This window comes from Streptomyces sp. NPDC030820 (genome assembly GCF_055572075.1).
In genome coordinates this window covers 318,416-338,191 of sequence record NZ_JBVIEB010000010.1, presented here as the reverse complement: position 1 = coordinate 338,191, position 19,776 = coordinate 318,416, and the positions used below count along the sequence as shown (strand labels likewise).

Annotated in this window: 16 protein-coding genes and 1 riboswitch; of the genes, 14 read left to right on the top strand and 2 right to left on the bottom strand. The window is 73.7% G+C overall.

Annotation, left to right across the window (positions count from 1 at the left end; all coding sequences use genetic code 11):
• Nucleotides 1-4 precede the first annotated feature (4 nt).
• From ACZ418_RS27995 to cobI, 8 genes are all read left to right on the top strand, one after another.
• Nucleotides 5-232: a hypothetical protein gene (locus ACZ418_RS27995; RefSeq protein WP_468368180.1), complete on the top strand. Its 228-nt coding sequence runs from the start codon at nucleotides 5-7 to the stop codon at nucleotides 230-232.
• A gap of 142 nt (nucleotides 233-374) precedes the next feature.
• Nucleotides 375-516, top strand: a riboswitch (cobalamin riboswitch).
• A gap of 98 nt (nucleotides 517-614) precedes the next feature.
• On the top strand, nucleotides 615-1,577 hold the full coding sequence (locus ACZ418_RS27990) for a cobalamin biosynthesis protein (protein WP_468368177.1): 963 nt from the start codon (nucleotides 615-617) through the stop codon (nucleotides 1,575-1,577).
• Nucleotides 1,574-3,082 (top strand): cobyric acid synthase, encoded by a 1,509-nt coding sequence (locus tag ACZ418_RS27985; protein WP_468368174.1) that lies wholly within the window; start codon nucleotides 1,574-1,576, stop codon nucleotides 3,080-3,082. The genes ACZ418_RS27990 and ACZ418_RS27985 overlap by 4 nt, the downstream gene beginning before the upstream one ends.
• The gene (gene cobN / locus ACZ418_RS27980; RefSeq protein ID WP_468368172.1) at nucleotides 3,079-6,732 is read left to right on the top strand and encodes a cobaltochelatase subunit CobN; all 3,654 of its coding nucleotides are present in this window, start codon (nucleotides 3,079-3,081) and stop codon (nucleotides 6,730-6,732) included. Before ACZ418_RS27985 ends, cobN begins: the two co-directional genes overlap by 4 nt.
• On the top strand, nucleotides 6,729-8,729 hold the full coding sequence (locus tag ACZ418_RS27975; RefSeq protein WP_468368169.1) for a putative cobaltochelatase: 2,001 nt from the start codon (nucleotides 6,729-6,731) through the stop codon (nucleotides 8,727-8,729). The genes cobN and ACZ418_RS27975 overlap by 4 nt, the downstream gene beginning before the upstream one ends.
• Nucleotides 8,729-9,328, top strand: a complete 600-nt coding sequence (cobO, locus tag ACZ418_RS27970) for a cob(I)yrinic acid a,c-diamide adenosyltransferase (protein ID WP_468368166.1) — start codon at nucleotides 8,729-8,731, stop codon at nucleotides 9,326-9,328. Before ACZ418_RS27975 ends, cobO begins: the two co-directional genes overlap by 1 nt.
• A complete protein-coding gene (locus ACZ418_RS27965; RefSeq protein ID WP_468368164.1) occupies nucleotides 9,325-10,701 on the top strand; it encodes a cobyrinate a,c-diamide synthase in 1,377 nt (458 codons plus the stop codon). Before cobO ends, ACZ418_RS27965 begins: the two co-directional genes overlap by 4 nt.
• A complete protein-coding gene (gene cobI, locus ACZ418_RS27960) occupies nucleotides 10,698-11,429 on the top strand; it encodes a precorrin-2 C(20)-methyltransferase (protein ID WP_468368161.1) in 732 nt (243 codons plus the stop codon). Before ACZ418_RS27965 ends, cobI begins: the two co-directional genes overlap by 4 nt.
• 50 nt (nucleotides 11,430-11,479) lie before the next feature.
• On the opposite strand, the gene ACZ418_RS27955 is transcribed toward cobI, so the two are convergent.
• Complete coding sequence (locus tag ACZ418_RS27955; RefSeq protein WP_468368158.1) at nucleotides 11,480-12,214, bottom strand: ZIP family metal transporter; 735 nt, start codon at nucleotides 12,212-12,214, stop codon at nucleotides 11,480-11,482.
• Between the two features lie 117 nt (nucleotides 12,215-12,331).
• Here ACZ418_RS27955 and cobM point away from each other — a divergent pair, with 117 nt between their 5' ends.
• The 6 genes from cobM to cobC are packed head-to-tail and all read left to right on the top strand — an operon-like array spanning nucleotide 12,332 to nucleotide 18,673.
• Nucleotides 12,332-13,150, top strand: a complete 819-nt coding sequence (cobM, locus tag ACZ418_RS27950) for a precorrin-4 C(11)-methyltransferase (RefSeq protein WP_468368156.1) — start codon at nucleotides 12,332-12,334, stop codon at nucleotides 13,148-13,150.
• Complete coding sequence (cbiE, locus tag ACZ418_RS27945; protein WP_468368154.1) at nucleotides 13,147-14,394, top strand: precorrin-6y C5,15-methyltransferase (decarboxylating) subunit CbiE; 1,248 nt, start codon at nucleotides 13,147-13,149, stop codon at nucleotides 14,392-14,394. Before cobM ends, cbiE begins: the two co-directional genes overlap by 4 nt.
• Complete coding sequence (cobJ, locus tag ACZ418_RS27940) at nucleotides 14,391-16,094, top strand: precorrin-3B C(17)-methyltransferase (RefSeq protein WP_468368152.1); 1,704 nt, start codon at nucleotides 14,391-14,393, stop codon at nucleotides 16,092-16,094. Before cbiE ends, cobJ begins: the two co-directional genes overlap by 4 nt.
• 5 nt (nucleotides 16,095-16,099) lie before the next feature.
• Complete coding sequence (locus ACZ418_RS27935; protein ID WP_468368357.1) at nucleotides 16,100-16,687, top strand: precorrin-8X methylmutase; 588 nt, start codon at nucleotides 16,100-16,102, stop codon at nucleotides 16,685-16,687.
• Nucleotides 16,684-17,622, top strand: a complete 939-nt coding sequence (locus tag ACZ418_RS27930) for a sirohydrochlorin chelatase (protein WP_468368149.1) — start codon at nucleotides 16,684-16,686, stop codon at nucleotides 17,620-17,622. Before ACZ418_RS27935 ends, ACZ418_RS27930 begins: the two co-directional genes overlap by 4 nt.
• Complete coding sequence (gene cobC / locus ACZ418_RS27925; protein WP_468368146.1) at nucleotides 17,612-18,673, top strand: Rv2231c family pyridoxal phosphate-dependent protein CobC; 1,062 nt, start codon at nucleotides 17,612-17,614, stop codon at nucleotides 18,671-18,673. Before ACZ418_RS27930 ends, cobC begins: the two co-directional genes overlap by 11 nt.
• Nucleotides 18,674-18,802: 129 nt before the next feature.
• Here the strand turns inward: cobC and ACZ418_RS27920 are convergent, their stop codons facing one another.
• Nucleotides 18,803-19,705 carry an SCO1860 family LAETG-anchored protein gene (locus ACZ418_RS27920; RefSeq protein WP_468368143.1) on the bottom strand — a complete coding sequence of 301 codons (903 nt, stop codon included), beginning with the start codon at nucleotides 19,703-19,705 and terminating at the stop codon, nucleotides 18,803-18,805.
• Nucleotides 19,706-19,776: the final 71 nt, after the last annotated feature.

Below are 19,776 nucleotides of genomic sequence, written 5' to 3'. Positions count from 1 at the left end.
CCCCATGAAGATCGACTGGTCGGCCCTCGGCTCCGTCTTCGGCGTCAGCCTCGTGTTCACGGTGGGCCTGGTGGCCCTGTTCACCCTCGGCATCAACGGTCTGGCCCGGCGCGAGAAGGCCGCGGCCCAGGGCACCTCCGCCGCCCTCGCCGTCACCGGCGCCTACCTCTGCTTCGCCGCCTGCGCGGCGGCGGTGTCGTACGGCATCTTCCTCATCGTCTCCAAGTCCTGACCGGGCAGCACGAATCGGGCAATCCGAAGGCTCCCCTCCGTCCCTGACGGAGGGGAGCCTTCGCCATGCGCACAGCCCACGGGCGCCCCACGATGTGGGGATCGGCACACTCTCCCCGCGCAGGTCAACGGCAAGTTGACGGCCGTTCCGGGCGCGTGGTGGACTGCCCAGGCCATGTACGGCGGCAGGAGAGGAAGCCGGTGCGAATCCGGCGCGGTCCCGCCACTGTCACCGGGGAAGAACCCCCGGGAGCCAGGAACTCTCACCGCCGAATCTCGTCGATCCAGGGCGCGGACACCCTGAGTGAGGACACAGATCGCCATGCCCGGCTGCCGAAGGACCAGTACCAGGCCCACTCCTGTACCCACGGCCGGCTGAGCCGATGGGTGCCGATCGCACTTACGCGTACGGCGCCGCCGCCGGCCTTCTCGGTGACCTGCTCCTCGGCGATCCGCGCCGCGGGCATCCGGTCGCCGCGTTCGGGCGTGCGGCCGCTGCCGTGGACCGCTCGTTGTGGCACGACCACCGCGGCTGGGGCGCCGTGCACACCGTCGTGTGCGCCGGTGGCGCCGTCGCACTCGGCACGCTGGCCGCACGCGCCGTACGCCCCTCCCCCGCCGCCTCCGTCGCGCTGACCGCCGCCGCCACCTGGGCGGTCGTAGGCGGTACTTCGCTCGCCCGGGAGGCCCGTACGATCGGGCGCGCCCTGGAGTCCGGGGACGTCGAGGCGGCACGGGCGCGGCTGCCGCACCTGTGCGGCCGGGACCCACAGGCGCTGGACGCCGACGGGATCGCCCGGGCCGTGGTCGAGTCGGTCGCCGAGAACACCTCCGACGCCGTCGTGGGCGCCCTGGTGTGGGGGGCCGTGGCCGGGGTGCCCGGGCTGCTGGGCTTCCGGGCCGTCAACACCCTGGACGCGATGGTCGGTCACAGGTCCCCGCGCTACCGGCGCTACGGCTGGGCCTCCGCCCGGCTGGACGACCTGGCCGGCTGGCCGGGGGCCCGGCTGACCGCCGTACTCGCCGCCGCGGCCGGCCCCGACCCGCGCGGTGCCCTGCGCGCCTGGAAGGCCGACGCCCATCGGCACCCGAGCCCCAACGCCGGGCCCGTGGAGGCCTCCTTCGCGGGCGCCCTCGGCGTCCGCCTGGGCGGAACGCTCTCCTACGGCGGCCGCGTCGAGCACCGGCCCGTGCTCAACGGGGACACCGGCCGGGCCGTTCGGGTCACCGACATCGACCGGGCCGTACGGCTCTCCCGCCGCGTCGGCCTGCTCGCGCTCGGCAGCACGGTCACCGCGCGCCTCCTCGTCAAGAGCGTCAAGGGTCTGAAGGGACGTGGGAAGTGAACGGGGGACTCCTCGTCGCCGGCACCACCTCCGACGCCGGAAAGAGCGTCGTGACGGCCGGGATCTGCCGATGGCTGGTGCGACAGGGCGTGAAGGTCGCGCCGTTCAAGGCGCAGAACATGTCGCTCAACTCCTTCGTCACCCGCGAGGGCGCGGAGATCGGGCGGGCACAGGCCATGCAGGCCCAGGCGTGCCGGATCGAGCCGACCGCGCTGATGAACCCGGTGCTGCTCAAGCCGGGCGGCGAGCAGAGCAGCCAGGTGGTGCTGCTGGGCAGGCCGGTGGGCGAGCTGAGCGCACGCGGGTACCACGGCGGGCGGCAGCAGCAGCTCCTCGGCACGGTGCTGGACTGCCTGGCCGAGTTGCGGGGCACGTATGACGCGGTGATCTGTGAGGGGGCGGGCTCGCCCGCGGAGATCAATCTGCGGCGGACGGACATCGTGAACATGGGGATCGCACGGCACGCGCGACTGCCCGTGCTCATCGTCGGCGACATCGACCGCGGGGGTGTCTTCGCCTCCTTCTTCGGGACCGTCGCCCTGCTCTCGCCGGAGGACCAGGAACTGGTCGCCGGGTTCCTGGTGAACAAGTTCCGTGGCGATGTCTCCCTGCTGGAGCCAGGTCTGGAGATGCTGCACGGCCTCACCGCCCGGCGTACGTACGGCGTGCTGCCGTTCCGGCACGGGCTCGGCATCGACGAGGAGGACGGGATGGCGGTCTCGCTGCGGGGCACGGTCCGCGAGTCCACCGTGACCCCGCCCGTCGGCGAGGACGTGCTGCGGGTCGCCGTGTGCGCGATCCCGCTGATGTCCAACTTCACCGACGTGGACGCGCTCGCCGCCGAACCGGGGGTCGTGGTGCGGTTCGTGGACCGTCCGGAGGAGCTGGCGGACGCGGACCTGGTCGTGGTTCCGGGGACCCGGGGCACGGTCCGGGCGCTGGAGTGGCTGCGGGAGCGGGGCCTCGCGGACGCCCTGGTGCGGCGGGCCGCCGAGCAGCGGCCCGTCCTCGGCATCTGCGGCGGCTTCCAGATCCTCGGCGAGCGCATCGAGGACGAGGTCGAGTCGCGGGCCGGCGAGGTCCCCGGGCTCGGTGTGCTGCCCGTACGGGTGCGGTTCGCCCGCGAGAAGACCCTGACCCGGCCGACCGGCGAGGCCCTCGGCGAGCGGGTCGAGGGGTACGAGATCCACCACGGGGTCGCCACGATCGACGGCGGCGATCCCTTCCTGGACGGCTGCCGGGCCGGCCAGACCTGGGGCACGCACTGGCACGGCTCGCTGGAGTCGGACGGCTTCCGCCGCGCCTTTCTGCGCGAGGTGGCCGCCGCCGCGGGCCGCCGCTTCGTGCCCGCGCCGGACACCTCCTTCGCCGCGCTGCGCGAGGAGCAGCTCGACCGGCTCGGCGACCTGATCGAACAGCACGCGGACACGGACGCGCTGTGGCGGCTCATCGAGTCGGGCGCGCCGCAAGGACTGCCTTTCATCCCACCGGGAGCGCCTGCATGAGCACAGTGTTGTTGTTGTCGACCGCCGACACGGATCTGCTGGCGGCCCGGGCCTCCGGCGCGGACTATCGCATCGGCAACCCGACGCGGGTGGACGTCGCCGGTGAACTCCCGGGCCTCGTCCAGGGCGCGGACCTCGCCGTCGTACGGCTGCTGGGTGGCAAGCGCGCCTGGGAGGAGGGGCTGGCCGTGCTGCGGGCGTCCGGCGTACCGACCGTGCTGCTGGGCGGCGAGGCCGTACCGGACGCCGAGTTGATGGCCGAGTCGTCGGTGCCGGCCGGTGTGGTGGCGGAGGCGCTGAAGTACCTGGTCGAGGGCGGGCCCGCGAACCTGCTGGAGCTGTCCCGGTTCCTCTCGGACACCGTGCTGCTGACCGGTGAGGGCTTCGAGGAGCCGCGCAGAATGCCGGAGTACGGCGTCCACGGCTCCTACGAGATCCACAGCGGCCGTCCGACCGTGGGTGTGCTCTTCTACCGGGCGCACGAGCTCAGCGGCAACACCGCCTTCGTGGACACCCTGTGCGAGGCGATCGAGGCGCAGGGCGCGAACGCCCTCCCCGTCTACTGTGGTTCGCTGCGCGGCGCGGACGCCGGGCTGTACGAGCTGCTGGGGCGGGCCGACGCGCTGATCGCGACCGTGCTCGCGGCCGGCGGCACCCACGCCTCGCAGGCCTCGGCGGGCGGCGACGAGGAGTCCTGGGACATCGGCGCGCTCGCGGACCTGGACATCCCGGTGCTCCAGGGCCTCTGCCTCACCTCGTCGCGCTCCGCATGGGAGGAGTCGGACGCCGCCCTCTCCCCCATGGACGCGGCGATGCAGGTCGCGATCCCGGAGTTCGACGGCCGGCTGATCACCGTGCCGTTCTCCTTCAAGGAGCAGGGTCCGGACGAGGTCCCGGTGTACGTGGCCGACCCGGAGCGGTCCGCGCGGGTGGCCGGGATCGCCCTGCGGCACGCGCGGTTGAAGCACAAGCCGAACGCGGAGAAGAAGATCGCGCTGGTCTTCACCGCGTACCCGACCAAGCACTCCCGGGTCGGCAACGCGGTCGGTCTGGACACGCCCGCGTCGGCGGTGCGGGTGCTGGACGCGCTCCGGGACGCCGGATACGGGCTCACCGCATACCCCTCCGGCGGCGACGAGTTGATCCACCGGTTGATCGAGGCCGGCGGCCACGACGTCGAATGGCTCACCGAGGAGCAGCTGGCGGCGGCGCCCGCGCGGGTCCCGCTGGCCGACTACCGGGCGTGGTTCGAGAAGCTGGACCCGCAGCTCAGGGAAGCCATGGTGGAGGCGTGGGGCGAGCCGCCGGGCAGCCTGTACGTCGACGGCGACGACATCGTGCTGGCCTCCCTGCAGTTCGGGAACGTCGTGGTCATGATCCAGCCGCCGCGCGGATTCGGCGAGAACCCGATCGCGATCTACCACGACCCCGACATGCCGCCCTCGCACCACTACATGGCGGCCTACCGCTGGCTGGAGAACAGCTTCGGCGCCGACGCGATCGTGCACATGGGCAAGCACGGCACGATGGAGTGGCTGCCGGGCAAGGGGCTGGGGCTGTCGCGCGGTTGCGCGCCGGACGCCGTCCTCGGCGATCTGCCTCTGATCTACCCGTTCATCGTCAACGACCCCGGTGAGGGCACCCAGGCCAAGCGGCGCGGGCACGCCACGGTGGTCGACCACCTGGTGCCGCCGATGGCGCGCGCCGACACCTACGGCGACCTGGCCAAGCTGGAGCAGCTGCTGGACGAGTACGCGCTGGTCTCCGACCTGGACCCGACGAAGGCCCCGGCGGTCCGCGCGCAGATCTGGACGCTGGTCAAGGCGGCCGAGCTGCACCACGACCTGCACGTGGACGAACAGCCGGACGACGACGCGTTCGACGAGTTCGTCATGCACATCGACGGCTATCTGTGCGAGATCAAGGACGTGCAGATCCGCGACGGCCTGCACATCCTGGGCGGGGGCCCGGTCGGTGAGCCGCGGGTGAACCTGGTGCTGGCGGTGCTGCGGGCGTCCCAGGTGTGGGGCGGGCAGGCCAACGCCCTGCCGGGTCTGCGTGCGTGTCTGGCCACCCATTTCGGGCTCGTCGAGAAGGAGCTGCTGGCCGAACCCGGTGCTCCGGTGAAGGTGCCTGTAGAGCTGACCGACCTGGTGGACGGGCCGGCTCGTACCGCCTCCGACGCGATCGACCTGCTGGAGCAGCTGTGCCGGCGGATCGCGGAGGGCATGGAGGAGCGGGCCTGGGACCGCACGGCCGTGCCCGCCGTGCTCGGTGACGCGCTCGGCACCGAACTCCCGGATGCGGTCGCGGTGTTGGAGTTCGCCTGCGACGAGGTCGTACCGCGGCTCGCCCGCACCACCGACGAGATCGGGCACATCCTGCGGGCCCTGGACGGCGGTTACGTCCCGGCCGGCCCGTCCGGCTCCCCGACCCGCGGTCTGGTCAACGTGCTGCCGACCGGCCGGAACTTCTACTCGGTGGACCCCAAGGCCATTCCCTCCCGGCTGAGCTGGGAGGTCGGCCAGTCGCTCGCCGACTCCCTGGTGCAGAGGTATCTGCAGGACACGGGCGAGTACCCGAAGTCCGTCGGCCTCACGGTGTGGGGCACGTCGGCGATGCGCACCCAGGGCGACGACATCGCCGAGATCCTGGCGCTGCTGGGCTGCCGTCCGGTGTGGGACGACGCCTCGCGCCGGGTCACGGGCTTCGAGGTGGTCCCGCTGCAGGAGCTGGGCCGGCCGCGCATCGACGTCACGGTCCGTATTTCCGGGTTCTTCCGGGACGCGTTCCCGCATGTGGTCGGGCTGATCGACGACGCGGTGCGGGCGGTGGCGGAGCTGGACGAGCCGGCCGAGAGCAACTTCGTGAAGGCGCACGCCGACGAGGACACCGCCGTGCACGGTGACCGGCGGCGCGCGACGGCCCGTGTCTTCGGCTCCAAGCCGGGGGCGTACGGCGCCGGGCTGCTGCCGTTGATCGACGCCCGGAACTGGCGCAGCGACGCGGATCTGGCCGAGGTGTACGCGGTCTGGGGCGGTTACGCGTACGGGCGCGGGCTGGACGGGCGGGCGGCGCGCGGCGACATGGAGACGGCGTTCAAGCGCATCGCCGTTGCGGCGAAGAACGTCGACACCCGGGAGCACGACCTGGTCGACGCCGACGACTACTTCCAGTACCACGGCGGCATGGTCGCCATGGTGCGGCACCTGACCGGCGCCAACCCCGAGGCGTACGTGGGTGATTCGGCGGTGCCGGACCAGGTGAAGACCCGCACGCTGGGCGAGGAGACGCACCGTGTCTTCCGGGCGCGAGTGGTCAACCCGCGCTGGATGGCGGCCATGCGCCGGCACGGCTACAAGGGCGCCTTCGAGATGGCGGCGACCGTGGACTACCTGTTCGGGTACGACGCCACGGCGGGCGTGGTCGACGACTGGATGTACGAGAAGTTGAGCGCGGAGTACGTCTTCGACCCGGAGAACCGGGACTTCATGAAGGCGTCCAACCCGTGGGCGCTGCGCGGCATCACCGAGCGCCTGCTGGAGGCGGCGGACCGGGGCCTGTGGGCCGAGCCGGACGCGGACACGCTGGAGCGGCTGCGCGCCACCTACCTGGAGCTGGAAGGCGACTTGGAGGGCGACGACCAGTGACAACCCCCTTCCCTTTTACGGCCGTGGTCGGCCAGGACGATCTGCGGCTCGCGCTGCTGCTGAACGCCGTCTCACCGGCGGTCGGTGGCGTGCTGGTGCGCGGCGAGAAGGGCACCGCCAAGTCGACGGCCGTACGTGCCCTTTCGGCGCTGCTGCCGGAGGTGGCCGTGGTCCCGGGCTGCCGCTTCTCCTGTGACCCGGCGGCACCGGACCCGTCGTGCCCGGACGGCCCGCACGAGCAGGGGCCGGGTGCGCACAGGGCCGCGCGGATGGTCGAGCTGCCCGTCGGCGCCTCCGAGGACCGGCTGGTCGGTGCCCTGGACATCGAGCGGGCCCTCGCCGAGGGCGTGAAGGCCTTCGAGCCGGGTCTGCTGGCCGACGCGCACCGCGGGATCCTGTACGTCGACGAGGTCAACCTGCTCCACGACCACCTGGTCGACCTGCTGCTGGACGCGGCGGCCATGGGTGCCTCGTACGTCGAGCGCGAGGGTGTCTCCGTGCGGCACGCGGCGCGCTTCCTGCTCGTCGGCACGATGAACCCCGAAGAAGGCGAGCTGCGGCCGCAGTTGCTGGACCGCTTCGGGCTGACCGTGGAGGTCGCGGCCTCGCGGGAGCCGGACCAGCGGGTCGAGGTGGTGCGGCGCCGGCTGGCGTACGACGACGATCCGGCCGCCTTCGCCGTGCGGTGGGCCGAGGAGGAGGCCGCCGTACGGCAACGGATCGTGGCCGCACGGGAGTTGCTGCCGCAGGTGCGGCTGGGCGACGGTGCGCTGCGGCAGATCGCGGCGACCTGTGCGGCCTTCGAGGTGGACGGCATGCGCGCCGACATCGTGATGGCGCGCACGGCGACCGCCCTGGCCGCATGGGCGGGGCGGACGGACGTGCTCGCCGAGGACGTACGGCAGGCCGCGCTGCTGGCGCTGCCGCACCGGCGCAGGCGGAATCCGTTCGACGCTCCCGGTCTGGACGAGGACAAGCTGGACGAGACGCTGGAGCAGTTCTCCGGCGAGAGCGAGAGCGACGACGATCCCGATCCCGACGGGCCCGGAGGCGGCGGTGGGCAGCCGGCGCCCGACAGCGGCCCCCAGGGCGGCGGGGACACCGCCGCGCGGCCCGAGGCCGGTGAGGGCGGGGAACCGCAGGCGTCCGGCGCTCAGGAACAGTCGGCCGTACGGGCCGCCGAACCGTTCCGGACCAAGGTGCTGAGCGTGCCCGGGCTCGGCGAGGGTGCGGCCGGGCGGCGGTCTCGGGCGCGCACCGAGCACGGGCGGACGACCGGGGCCCGGCGGCCCCAGGGTGCGCTGACCAGGCTGCATCTGGCCGCCACCGTGCAGGCCGCTGCCCCGCACCAGCGGGCGCGCGGCCGGTCGGGGCCGGGGCTGGTGATCCGCCGGGACGATCTGCGGCAGGCGACCCGGGAGGGACGCGAGGGGAACCTCGTGCTGTTCGTCGTGGACGCCTCCGGGTCCATGGCGGCGCGGCAACGGATGAGCGCCGTGAAGGGTGCCGTGCTGTCGCTGCTGCTGGACGCCTATCAGCGGCGGGACAAGGTGGGGCTGGTGACCTTCCGGGGGTCGGCCGCGGAGGTCGCGCTGCCGCCGACCTCGTCCGTGGACGCGGCGGCGGCCCGGCTGGAGTCGCTGCCGACCGGTGGCCGTACGCCGCTCGCGGCCGGGCTGCTCAAGGCGCACGAGGTGCTGCGCGTGGAGCGGCTGCGGGATCCGGCGCGGCGGGCGCTGATGGTGGTCGTGACGGACGGGCGTGCCACGGGTGGCCCCGAGCCGGTCGCGCTGGCCGGGCGTGCGGCTCGGTTGTTCGCGGCCGAGGGGGTCGCGTCGGTGGTCGTGGACTGCGAGTCGGGGCCGGTGCGGCTCGGGCTCGCCGGGCAGCTCGCCGGTGAGCTGGGCGGTACGGCCGTCACGCTGGACGAGCTGCGGGCCGACTCGATCGCCGGGCTGGTCAGGGATGTGCAGGGGATGTCGAGGAGGGCCGCGTAATGCCGCAGGGACAGCCGAGTGTCGTACCCGATGACGGTCTGACGACCCGCCAGCGACGCAACCGTCCGCTGGTCGTCGTGCACACCGGTGTCGGCAAGGGCAAGTCCACCGCCGCGTTCGGGCTCGCGCTGCGCGCCTGGAACCAGGGGTGGCCGATCGGGGTGTTCCAGTTCGTCAAGTCGGCGAAGTGGAAGGTCGGCGAGGAGAACGCGCTCCGGGTACTCGGCGCCTCCGGCGAGGGCGGCACCGTCGACTGGCACAAGATGGGCGAGGGCTGGTCCTGGGTGCAGCGCGACGCCCAGATGGACAACGAGGAGAAGGCCCGGGAGGGCTGGGAGCAGGTCAAGCGGGACCTGGCCGCCGAGACGTACCGGCTGTACGTGCTGGACGAGTTCGCCTACCCCATGCACTGGGGGTGGGTGGACACCGATGAGGTCGTGGACGTGCTGCGGAACCGGCCCGGTACGCAGCATGTGGTGATCACCGGGCGGAACGCGCCGGACAAGCTGGTGGACCTCGCCGACCTCGTCACCGACATGTCCAAGGTCAAGCACCCCATGGACGTGGGGCAGAAGGGCCAGAAGGGCATCGAGTGGTGACGTCGTCGGTGCCTCGGCTGGTCATCGCCGCGCCCTCCTCGGGCAGCGGCAAGACCACCGTCGCCACGGGGCTGATGGCCGCGTTCGCCGCGCGGGGGCTCGCCGTGTCCCCGCACAAGGTCGGGCCGGACTACATCGACCCCGGGTACCACGCGCTCGCGACCGGGCGGGTGGGGCGCAACCTGGACGCGTACCTGTGCGGGCCGGAGCTGGTCGCTCCGCTGTTCCTGCACGGGGCGCGGGGGTGTGACATCGCCGTCGTCGAAGGCGTGATGGGGCTGTACGACGGGGCGGCGGGCGAGGGTGAACTCGCGTCCACCGCGCACGTCGCCAAGCTGCTGGGCGCTCCGGTGGTGCTGGTGGTCGACGCGTCGTCGCAGTCCCGGTCCGTCGCCGCACTGGTGCACGGTTTCGCTTCCTGGGATCCCGAGGTGCGGGTCGGGGGCGTGATCTTGAACAAGGTGGGTTCCGACCGGCACGAGGAACTGCTGCGGGAGGCGCTGGATTCGGCGGGGATACCGGTTCTGGGAGTGCTGCGGCGGGTGGCCCGGGTGGACACACCCTCGCGGCATCTTGGACTGGTGCCGGTCGCCGAGCGGCGGGCTGCGGCGGTCGAGGCGGTGGCGGCCATGGCTGCGCAGGTGGCTCAGGGGTGTGACCTGGGCGCCCTGGAAGCACTTGCCCGCACTGCGGGTGCCGTACCAGGGGGCTCCGCCCCCTGGACCCCCGCCTCGCCCACCCACCACCCGAAACTGTCGGCTGAGAAGTCGACGCCGCGTGTCGCCGTAGCCGGTGGGTCCGCCTTCACCTTCTCCTACGCCGAGCACACCGAACTCCTCACCGCCGCCGGCGCCGAGGTGGTCACCTTCGATCCGCTCCACGACGAGCAACTGCCCGAAGGAACCTCCGGGTTGGTCATCGGCGGCGGCTTCCCCGAGGTGTACGCCGGTGAGCTGTCCGCCAACGAACCGCTCAGGAAAGCCGTGGCCGAACTCGCGGAGCGCGGTGCTCCCGTCGCCGCCGAGTGCGCAGGACTGCTCTATCTGTGCCGGGAGCTGGACGGACAGCCGATGTGCGGCGTGCTGGACGCCACCGCGCGGATGACGGAACGGCTGACGCTCGGCTACCGGGACGCCGTGGCCGTCGGGGACAGTGTGCTGGCCGCCGCGGGGACGCGGATGCGGGGGCATGAGTTCCATCGGACCGTCGTCGAGCCCGGCGCCGGGGCCGCTCCGGCGTGGGGTGTGCGGGCGCCCGTCCGGCGGGTCGAAGGTTTCGTACAGCAGGGCGTGCACGCGAGTTATCTGCACACGCACTGGGCGTCCGAGCCCGGTGTCGCCCGTCGGTTCGTGGAGAGGTGCCGGACGTCATGAGCAGCAGGCTGGTCGGAGTCGGGGTCGGTCCCGGTGATCCGGAGCTGGTGACCGTCAAGGGGGTCAACGCCCTGCGGGCCGCCGATGTGGTCGTCGTACCCGTCATGGACACCGGGGAGCGGGGCCGGGCCGAGGCGACCGTGTTGCACTACGTGCCCGAGGACAAGGTCGTCCGGGTGGTGTTCGCACTGAACGAGCGGACCGACCGGGCGCGGCGGGAGGCCGCCTGGGACGCGGCGGGTGCCGCGGTCGCCGGGCTGCTGGAGCGGCACGGGTCGGTCGCCTTCGCCACCATCGGCGATCCCAATGTGTACTCGACGTTCACGTATCTCGCGCAGACGATCGCCGGGCTGGTGCCCGGTGTCGTCGTGGAGACCGTGCCCGGGATCACCGCCATGCAGGATCTGGCGGCCCGGTCCGGTGCCGTGCTGACCGAGGGCACCGAGCCGCTGACGCTGGTGCCGGTGACCGCCGGGTCCGCCGTGCTCAAGGAGGCGCTGGCCGGGCCGGGGACCGTCGTCGCGTACAAGTTCGGGCGGCAGGCCGCCGAGGTCGCCGAGGCGCTCGCCAAGACCGGGCGGCTGGTCGATGCCGTATGGGGTTCGGCGCTGGGGCTGCCGGAGGAGTCGGTGCGGCCGGCCGCCGAGCTGGACGGGACGCCGCTGCCGTATCTGTCGACGCTGATCGCGCCCCCGCGGCGGGACGGCGGACGGGGCGGGAAGCTGTGAGGCGAACGAGCCGGCCGGCCCGCCTGGACGCGTGCCGCCGGCCGGACGGCTCAGCCGCCGGACAGACCCACCACCAGCCAGACGAAGGCCACGCCCGCCACCGTGCACAGCAGGGTGGAGCGCGCCGGGTGCTCGTGGTGGGCCTCGGGCAGGATCTCGGCGGCGGCGAGATAGAGCAGGACGCCGCCGAACAGGCCCAAGTAGCCGCCGAGGACCGATTCGGGGATGTGGAAGAAGACCGTCGACAGCGCGCCCAGCAGGGGTGCGCAGGCGTCGGCCACCAGCATCGCGATCGCCCGGCGGCGGGCGTTGCCGTACAGGCTCGTGATGGTGAAGGTGTTGAAGCCGTCGGCGAAGTCGTGCGCGATCACGGCGAGCGCCACGGCGGCACCCATGCCGCCGCCCACCTGGAAGGCCGCGCCGATCGCCACGCCGTCCATCGCGCTGTGGCCCACCATCGCGGCGGCCGCCACGAGGCCCACCTCGGGCGCCCGGTGGCCCGGGCCTTCGGCGCCGCCGTGCGCGGCCTGACGGGCGGCCAGGGTGCGTTCCACCAGGTGGGCCAGGAGAAAACCGGCCACGAACAGCAGCAGGGCGGCGGGTACGCCGAAGATCTCGCGGCCGGCGGCGCGCAGTGCCTCCGGCAGCAGGTCCAGGCCGACCACGCCCAGCATCAGGCCGCCGGCCAGTCCCAGGACGAGATGGCGACGGTCGGTCACGCGCTGTGCCGTCCAGCCGCCGGCCAGCGTCATCAGGAACGCGCCGAGCGCGACGAAGACCGCCATAGGCCCTTGCTATCCGATGGAGGCACCTTCGCGCACATCCGGGGCCGATCACACCCTGCCAGACCCTGACATTTCACCCGCTTTTGATGAGTGTTTCCGTACGAGAGGACCCTTCCCATGGCCGATGCCCCCACCGGCAAGGTGACGTTCGTCGGCGCCGGCCCCGGCGCCGCCGATCTGCTGACGTTCCGCGCCGCGCGCGCCATCGCGGAGGCGGACGTGGTGATCTGGGCGGCGAGCCTGGTCCAGGCGGAGGTGCTCGAACACGCGCGTGCGGACGCGGAGGTCCTGGACTCGGCGACCATGCCCCTGGAGGAGGTCGTCGCCGTCTACCGGCGCGCCCACGCCGAGGGTCTGAGGGTGGCACGGATCCACTCCGGCGACCCGGCGCTGTGGGGCGGCACGCAGGAGCAGCTGGACCGGTGCGCCGAGATCGGGATCGAGACCGAGGTCGTACCCGGGGTGTCCGCCTTCTCCGCCGTCGCCGCTCTCGCACGGCGCGAGCTGACCATCCCCGAGGTCGCGCAGTCCGTCGTCCTCACCCGGCTGGGCGGCGGCAAGACGCCGATGCCGCCCGGAGAAGAGGTGCGGGAGTTCGCCCGGCACGGTACGACGATGGCGATCTTCCTGTCCGCCGCCCGCAGCGGGCAGCTGGTGCGCGAGCTGCTGGAGGGCGGCTACCCCACGGACACCCCGGTGGTCGTCGCCTACCAGGCGACCTGGCCGGAGGAGCTGGTGGTGAAGTGCACGGTCGGCACGCTGGAGGAGACGGTCAAGGAGCACAGGCTCTGGAAGCACACGCTCTTCCTGGTCGGCCCGGCGCTGGACGCGCACGGCACCCGCTCGCACCTGTACCACCCCGGCCACTTCCACGGGTACCGCAAGGCCGACCCGGAGGCCCGGCGGGCCCTGCGCGAGCGGGGAGCGAGCAGTTGATCACGGTCGTCGGCACCGGGACGGGGGTGCCGGTTCCGGAGGATCTCCTCGCCCGGGCCGCCCTCGTCGTCGGCGGGCGCCGGCACCTGGACGCGGTAAGGCTGCCGGAGGGCGCCGAGCGGGTCGCGCTCGGGCCGCTGGCGCCCGCCCTGGACACGATCGCCGAGTATGTCGACAAAGAGCTTCCGGTGGTGGTGCTGGCGTCCGGTGACCCAGGGTTCTTCGGGATCGTGCGGGTGCTGGCCGAGCGGTTCGGGCCGCGGCGGCTGGAGGTGCGGCCCGGGGTCTCGTCCGTCGCCGCCGCGTTCGCGCGGGTGGGGCTGCCGTGGGACGACGCCGTGGTGGTCAGCGCGCATGGCCGGGAGCTTCGTACGGCGGTCAACGTGTGCCGGGCGCGGCCGAAGGTGGCCGTGCTGACGGGGCCGGGCGCGGGGCCGGCGGAACTGGGCGCGGCGCTGCTGCCCGACCCGGGTGTGCCGGGGCGTGTCCTCGTCGTCGCCTCCGCCCTCGGCTCCGCGCAGGAGCGCGTCGAACGGGTCACGCCCGCCGAGGCCGCCGCCCGTGACTGGGGAACCGCGGTGAGCGTGGTGCTGTGCCTGGACGAGACGCGGGCGCTCGGGCCGGTGCGTACGGTCGCCGGAGTTCCTGCGCGGCCTTCCCGGTGGGCCCTGGACGAGGGCGAGTTCGCGCACCGCGACTCGATGATCACCAAGTTCGAGGTACGGGCGCTCGCCCTGGCCCGGCTGGGGCCGGGCCTCGGCGACCTGGTGTGGGACGTGGGCGCGGGTTCCGGCTCCGTGGCCGTCGAGTGCGCGCGGCTCGGCGCGGCCGTCGTCGCGGTGGAGAAGGCGGCGGACGGGGTGGAGCGGATCCGCGCCAACGCGCATGCGCACGGTGTGGACGTGGACGTGGTGCACGGCTCGGCACCGGAGGTCCTGGCCGGGCTCGCCGGCGATCCCGACGCCGTGTTCGTCGGCGGCGCAGGGCGTGAACTGCCCGCCGTCGTGAGCGCGTGCGCGCGGCGGGCCCGGCGTACGGTCGTCGTCGCCATGGCCGCCCTCGACCGGGTGCCGGCGGCTCGCGAGGCGCTCACGGCCGCCGGGTTCACCTGCGACGGGGTGCTGCTGCAGTCCTCGCGCCTGGCGCCCCTCCCCGGGGACGTGACCCGGCTCGCGGCGACCAATCCTGTGTTTCTGCTGTGGGGTGTCAGAACCCCGGTGCCTAGTGAAGGAGTTCTCCAGTGATCGGCCTGATTTCCGCCACCGCGGCGGGAGCCGCGGCACGGGACCGGCTGGCCGCGGCCTGGCCGGACCGGACGCGGGTGTACGAGGGTCCCGTCAAAGAGGCGGTGCGGGCCGCGTTCGCCGAGTGCGAGCAGCTGGTGTGCTTCCTGGCGACGGGCGCGGTGGTACGGCTGCTCGCGCCACTGCTCGGCGACAAGGCGGCCGACCCGGGTGTGGTGTGCGTGGACGAGGGCGGCCGGTTCGCGGTGTCGCTGGTCGGCGGGCACGGCGGCGGCGCCAATGAACTCGCGTGCGAGGTGGGCGAGTTGCTCGGCGCCGAGCCGGTGGTGACGACCGCGACGGACTCGGTGGGGCTGGCGGGCCTGGACACGCTGGGGCTGCCGTACGAGGGCGCGGTCGCGGTCGTGTCCCGGGCCCTGCTGGACGGTGAACCGGTCGCGCTCGAGGCCGAGTTGGCGTGGCCGCTGCCGCCGCTGCCGACCTCGGCGCAGGGCGCGTACACGATCCGGCTCACCGATCGGGCCGTCGAGCCCGGCGAGCGCGAGGTGCTGCTCAGGCCGCCGTCGCTGGTGGTCGGGGTCGGCGCGTCCAAGGGGGCGCCGCTGGCGGAGGTGCTGGGGCTGGTCGAGGCGGCGCTGCGGGAGGCGGGGCTCTCGCCGAAGTCCGTGGCCGAACTCGCCACCGTGGACGCCAAGGCGGAGGAGCCGGGCATCGTGGCCGCCGCCGAGCGGCTGGGGGTGCCGCTGGTGACGTACTCCGCCGAGGAGCTGGCCGCCGTCGAGGTGCCCCATCCGTCGAACGCGCCGCTCGCGGCCGTCGGCACCCCGTCGGTCGCCGAGGCGGCGGCTCTGGTGCGCGGTGGTGAACTCCTCGTCCCCAAGCGGAAGTCCGTGCGGGAGGACGGGCAGCCCGCGATGGCGACCTGTGCCGTCGTACGGCGTCCGGGGCGCGGGCGGCTCGCGGTGGTCGGGCTCGGACCCGGCGCCCGGGACCTGCTGACCCCGCGCGCGGCGGCCGAGCTGCGCCGGGCCTCGGTGCTGGTCGGACTGGACCAGTACGTGGACCAGATCCGAGACCTGCTGCGGCCCGGCACCCGGGTGCTGGAGTCGGGGCTCGGCGCCGAGGAGGAGCGGGCGCGTACGGCGGTCGCTCAGGCCCGCGAGGGGCATGCGGTCGCGCTGATCGGCAGCGGGGACGCGGGCGTGTACGCCATGGCGTCGCCGGCGCTCGCCGAGGCCTCGGACGACATCGACGTGGTCGGGGTGCCCGGGGTGACGGCCGCACTGGCCGCCGGGGCGGTCCTGGGCGCGCCGCTGGGCCACGACCACGTGTCCATCAGCCTGTCCGACCTGCACACGCCGTGGGAGGTCATCGAGCGGCGGGTGCGGGCGGCAGCCGAGGCGGACATCGTCGTCACGTTCTACAACCCGCGCTCCCGGGGCCGCGACTGGCAGCTGCCGAAGGCGCTCGCGATCCTCGCCGAGCACCGGGCACCGACGACGCCGGTGGGTGTCGTGCGCAACGCGTCCCGGCCGGACGAGTCGAGCCGGGTCACGACCCTCGCCGAACTGGATCCGGCGTGGGTCGACATGATGACGGTCGTCACTGTGGGCAATACGGCCACCCGGATCATCGCGGGGCGCATGGTGACCCCGCGCGGCTACCGCTGGCAGGAACGCACCCAGGAGGGCGCCCAGTGAACCCTGTGGCCCGTGTGGTCCACCCCATCGAGCAGGAGTCCTTCCGGCGGCTGCGCGCCCGCCTGGACACCTCGCACTTCCCGCCGCTGACCCGGGCGGTGGTGGAGCGGGTCATCCACTCCGCCGCCGACCTGGAGTACGCGACCGATCTCGTCATGGACGAAGGCGACCTGGTCGAGGCGCACGTGGCGCTGCACGCCGGGGCGCCGGTCGTCGTGGACGTGGAGATGGTCGCGGCCGGCATCACCCGCCGGGAGACGGTCTGCCGGCTGAAGGAGGCCAGGTCCGACCTCGGGCTGACCCGTTCGGCCCATGCCGTCCGGCTCGCCTACGAGCAGGTCGGACCCGGCGCCCTGTGGGTGATCGGCTGTGCGCCGACCGCTCTGGAGGAGCTGCTCACCCTGGACGCCTCCCCCGCGCTCGTCATCGGCCTGCCCGTCGGTTTCGTCGGCGCCGCCGAGTCCAAGGCCGCGTTGCGCGACAGCGGGCTGCCCGCCGTGAGCAACGTGTCCGAGAAGGGCGGCTCGGCGGTTGCCGCCGCCGCGCTCAACGCCCTGCTGTACCACCCCGTTTCGCCTGAGGAGACCTCGTGACCACCCCGCCCGCCCTGCTCATCGCCGGCCACGGCACCCGTGACGACGCCGGAGCCGAGGCGTTCCGCGACTTCGTGCGGCAGTTGCAGCTCCGCTCCGACATGCCGGTCGCGGGCGGCTTCATCGAGCTGTCCGCGCCGCCGCTGGGCGAGGCCGTCGCCGGACTGGTGGCGCGGGGGGTACGGCGGTTCGCCACCGTGCCGCTGATGCTGGTCTCCGCCGGGCACGCCAAGGGCGACATCCCGGCCGCGCTGGCCCGCGAGAAGGAACGGCACCCGGGCATCTCGTACACCTACGGCCGTCCGCTGGGCCCGCACCCGGCGCTGCTGAGCGTGCTGGAGCGGCGGCTGGACGAGGCGCTGGGCTCCTCCGGGAGGAGCCCGGCGGACCGGGCCGATGTGACCGTGCTGCTGGTGGGGCGCGGGTCCACCGACCCCGACGCCAACGCCGAGGTGCACAAGGCGGCGCGGCTGCTGTGGGAGGGGCGCGGGTATGCCGGGGTGGAGACGGCGTTCGTGTCGCTGGCGGCGCCGGACGTGCCGAGCGGGCTCGACCGGTGCGCGGCGCTGGGGGCACGGCGGATCGTCGTACTCCCCTACTTCCTGTTCACCGGGATCCTGCCGGACCGGGTGCGGCAGCAGACCGAGGGGTGGGCGGCCGCGCACCCGGCGATCGAGGTGCGGTCGGCCGAGGTCATCGGGCCCGAGCCGGAGCTGCTGGACCTGGTGACGGAGCGGTACGAGGAGGCCGTCAAGGGCGATCTGCGCATGAACTGCGACTCGTGCGTGTACCGGATCGCGCTGCCGGGCTTCGAGGACAAGGTGGGGCTGCCGCAGCAGCCGCACTTCCACCCGGACGACGACGGCCACCACGGCCCCGGGCACGGTCACGGGCATCACCATCACGGGGGGCACTCGCACAGCCATGCGCACTGAGGGGACTGGGTCGGGGCACGATCTGCGGCATCACGGGGACGCCGAAGTGCGGGACGACGGGGCCGCGTTGGTCGATCTCGCCGTCAACGTCCGTGCGGACACGCCCCCGCCGTGGCTGCGGGAGGAGATCGCCGGCTCGCTGTCGTCCCTCGCGGCCTACCCGGACGGGCGGGCCGCGCGGGCGGCGGTGGCGGCGCGGCACGGGCTGCCGGTGGAGCGGGTGCTGCTGACGGCGGGCGCGGCGGAGGCGTTCGTGCTGCTCGCCCGCGCGCTGAAGGTACGGCGACCGGTCGTGGTGCATCCGCAGTTCACCGAGCCGGAGGCGGCGCTCCGGGACGCGGGGCACACCGTGGACCGGGTGCTGCTGCGGGCGGAGGACGGGTTCCGGCTGGATCCGGCGGCGGTGCCGGAGGAGGCGGACCTGGTGGTGATCGGGAATCCGACGAATCCGACCTCGGTGCTGCATCCGGCGGGGACGGTCGCCCGGCTCGCCCGGCCCGGGCGGGTGCTGGTGGTCGACGAGGCGTTCATGGACGCGGTGCCGGGTGAGCGGGAGGCGCTGGCCGGGCGGACCGATGTGCCGGGGCTGGTGGTGCTGCGCAGTCTGACCAAGACCTGGGGGCTGGCCGGGCTGCGCATCGGGTATGTGCTGGCTCCTGTGGAGATCATCGCCGAACTGGAGCGGGCTCAGCCGTTGTGGCCGGTGTCCACGCCCGCGCTGGCCGCCGCTCGGGCGTGTGTGACGCCGCGGGCGCTGGCGGAGGCGGGGCATGCGGCGCATCGCATCGCCGCGGACCGGGTCCATCTGGTGGCCGGGTTGTCGGAGTTCGCTGCCCTGGGAGTGCGGGTGATCGGGCCTGCGGAGGGGCCGTTCGTGCTGGTCCGTATGCCGGGGGCTGCCGTGGTACGGCACCGGTTGCGGGAACTCGGTTATGCGGTGCGGCGGGGGGACACGTTTCCGGGGCTCGGTGAGGAATGGGTGCGGGTGGCTGTGCGGGACCGGGCCACGGTGAGCGGGTTTCTGTCGGCGCTGTCCGTTGCGCTCCGGTAGCCGGGGCCCCGCCCCGGCCCCCGCCCGCAGTCGACTGTGCGCGGGCCGGGAGGCCGCTCCCTGCCCGGCATGACGGCCAAGCCCCCCGGTCCCGCACGGCCGGGTGGGGAGCGGCACAGGGAGGTGGCGTCAGCCCTTGCGGCGCCGGGCCACCGTCACCGCTCCCCCGCCGAGCAGCACCAGCGCCAGCGCGCCGCCCGCGATGTACGGGGTCGCTGAGCTGCCGCCGGTCTCCGCGAGGTCGGCCCGGTCTCCCTGCGTCTTCACGTCTGCAGCCGGGTCGTGGCTCGGCACCGGGTGCCCGCTCGGCGGGGCCGTCGGGGACTCGCAGGTGGCCTTCGCCAGGGTGACCGTGCCCTCGACGTCGGCCACGTTGAGCTTCAAGGGGTTGACGGAGACCTTGAGTTCGAGGGCGGTGGCGGCGGCCGTGCGGGTCGTGGTGCGCCGCTGGGCGAGGTCGAGGCGGACCTCGCCGACGCCGGGCACGTTCACCTCGCTCGGGCCGCCGGCGGTGAGGGTGATGCGCTTGCCGAGGACGGTGACGGCGCCGAGGACGTTCGCGTCGGCCACGGGCGCCCTGCCCGCCTCGCAGGTCGCCTTGGCGGTGACCGTGCCGACCTCGATCAGGGACAGCAGGGGCAGGCCGGGGACGTGCAGCTTGGCGTCGACGAGCCGGACCGAGCCCTCGGCGCGCTCGGCGGTCACGGTGGCCTTCGCCGAGGCGACGTCCGCGCCGAGGACCGTGAACGGCCTGCCGCCGGCCACGCCGTCGAGCCGGGCGGACAGTGCGGTGCGGTCGGCGCTCTGCGGTGCCTGGACCTCGTTGAGGGAGACCGCGAGCGGAAGGTCGACGGTCTTGTCGAGCAGGGACACGTCGAGCCCGGTACGCAGGACGACGGCGGAGGCGCGACCGTGGTCACCGGTCGCGTGCGCGGCGCCCGCGCCCAGGACCGCGGGCGCCGCGGCGAGGGCGGTGACCGTCGCCGCGGCGGCGAGACGGCGTGCGGGCATGCGGAAGTTGTTGCTGTTCAAGGCGGTGGGACCCCCAGTGGGAACATGCTTGGGACACGTCAACCTTGTACGCACTGTGGGTGAACGGTCAG

Coding starts and splice junctions, on each gene's coding strand:
- ACZ418_RS27995 (WP_468368180.1), top strand. CDS start 5: ATGAAGATCGACTGGTCGGCCCTCGGCTCCGTCTTCGGCGTCAGCCTC.
- ACZ418_RS27990 (WP_468368177.1), top strand. CDS start 615: ATGGGTGCCGATCGCACTTACGCGTACGGCGCCGCCGCCGGCCTTCTC.
- cobN (WP_468368172.1), top strand. CDS start 3,079: ATGAGCACAGTGTTGTTGTTGTCGACCGCCGACACGGATCTGCTGGCG.
- cobO (WP_468368166.1), top strand. CDS start 8,729: ATGCCGCAGGGACAGCCGAGTGTCGTACCCGATGACGGTCTGACGACC.
- cobI (WP_468368161.1), top strand. CDS start 10,698: ATGAGCAGCAGGCTGGTCGGAGTCGGGGTCGGTCCCGGTGATCCGGAG.
- ACZ418_RS27955 (WP_468368158.1), bottom strand. CDS start 12,214: ATGGCGGTCTTCGTCGCGCTCGGCGCGTTCCTGATGACGCTGGCCGGC.
- cobM (WP_468368156.1), top strand. CDS start 12,332: ATGGCCGATGCCCCCACCGGCAAGGTGACGTTCGTCGGCGCCGGCCCC.
- cobC (WP_468368146.1), top strand. CDS start 17,612: ATGCGCACTGAGGGGACTGGGTCGGGGCACGATCTGCGGCATCACGGG.